This is a genomic window from Dietzia sp. UBA5065, assembly GCA_002415925.1.
In the GTDB taxonomy this organism is placed as follows: domain Bacteria; phylum Actinomycetota; class Actinomycetes; order Mycobacteriales; family Mycobacteriaceae; genus Dietzia.
In genome coordinates this window covers 1,431-3,008 of the sequence record DIAZ01000116.1, presented here as the reverse complement: position 1 = coordinate 3,008, position 1,578 = coordinate 1,431, and the positions used below count along the sequence as shown (strand labels likewise).

The 1,578-nt window shown below is 74.9% G+C and carries 1 protein-coding gene and 1 pseudogene; both read left to right on the top strand.

Features of this window, described 5'->3' with window-relative positions:
• The first annotated feature begins 367 nt into the window (after positions 1-367).
• Complete coding sequence (locus B4M60_RS09000; protein ID WP_291082505.1) at positions 368-1,177, top strand: hypothetical protein; 810 nt, start codon at positions 368-370, stop codon at positions 1,175-1,177.
• A 189-nt stretch (positions 1,178-1,366) separates the two neighbouring features.
• Positions 1,367-1,578, top strand: a pseudogene (locus tag B4M60_RS08995) (hypothetical protein); the annotation flags it as partial.

Sequence of the window (1,578 nt, the reverse complement as noted above, 5' to 3'; positions counted from 1 at the left end):
GCCCCGATGATCCACGGGACCGGCGAGCCGCCGCCGGTCAGGCCCATCGCCACGATGAGCACGGCGACTCCCACGCACACCCACGACCACTGGGTCCAGCGCCAGATGTACTTCGAGGGCTCTTCCCTGAACTCGTCCATGCCCCCGATTCCACCACGTCAGCGGGGGCGGCGCACACCCGGCGCCGCCGGCGGGGGTCCCGGGGGGCCGCCGACGCGGGGCCGGGCCGCCGATGTGGCGGGTCTCACGGCGGTTTCGGGTGCAACCGGGTATCGATCCGGGCTCGTCCGGCGCTGAAGTGGAGGAGAGTCCGTTTTGTGGGGCCGGTGGCCCGGTCGGCGGGCGCACCCTTCCCAGGAGGTTCGTGATGGACGACGTGACGGGGCGACCGATCGCCGAGCGTGTGCGGACCGTTCTGGCCCGCGGCGCCGGAGGGGCGATCGAGGCGGGGCTGCTCACGCGGCCACTGCGGTCGGCGCGGGTGCGCGACGACGGGGTGATCGTGCTGGTGGTCGACGTCGGCGGCGCGACCCGCGGGTCGGGGTCGTCGGGCGGCGTGGCCGCCGCCGGGGCCGCCGCGTCGATCGAGATCGCGGACAGGGTGTGTACGGGTCGGTGCGGTGGGGTCGCCTCCCGGCCGTCCTTCGCGATCGACGGCCGGCCGTCGGTGGGGGCGCCGGACGCGCCATGCGACGACGAGTGCGCGGTGACCCGTGGGGTCGTCACCATCTCCGGGATCGTCACGGCCTCGTCCCCGGCACGGCCGCGCCGGCTGGTCGCCACCGACGGCGGCGGGATGGGCCCGAACCGGGAGTCCGGATCGCTGCAGCTGAGCGAGTTGCAGCCGCTGGCCATCAGCTACCTGTCCGCGGACGGCGTCCACGTGGTCCCGCGGGGCGAGCTCGCCGCGGCCGCCGTCGACCCCATCGGGATCGACGAACAGGCCTGGCTGCGCCGGCTCGGATCGGACGCCGGCCTCGCGGCCCGGCTCGCGCTTCGGGCCGGCCGGCAGATCGCGGGAACCCGGCCCTGGATCATCGGCGCGGACAGGTTCGGCCTGGACGTGTCCGTCGGATCGCCGTCGGGCGGCTTCGACGAGGTCGTCAGGGTCCCGTTCTCGCAGGTCTGCAACGATTCCGACGACGTCCAGCGGGAACTCGCGGGCCTCGTCGGCTGAGGTCGGCCCCGCCGGGTCCTCCCCGCGCCCCGCACCACCCTCGGATCCACCCTTGCATTTCAGGTAAGGCTTACCTAAATTAGTCGCAGCGGGTAGTCACGTCCCCGCCCCCGGACCGCCCCGGCGCCCTCTCCTGCGGCGCCGGGACGGGCCGGCGACAGCGACGAGGGAAGCGGCGAGGGAGTCGACATGCGAGCACTGGTGGGGCCGGTCCCCGAACCCGCGGAACGGGCGAACTCGACCCTGCGCCGGTGCGCCCGGGCCACTCTCGCCCTCGATGGCGCCACCTCGGACGTGGCCCTCGCGCACCGGTCCCCCGACACCGCCGACCTCTGGGTGGCGCTCCCGATGGCCCACGCGGAGACGATCCCCCCGGGCGGCGTGTCGGCCCGGCTCGAGGT

Coding starts and splice junctions, on each gene's coding strand:
- B4M60_RS09000 (WP_291082505.1), top strand. CDS start 368: ATGGACGACGTGACGGGGCGACCGATCGCCGAGCGTGTGCGGACCGTT.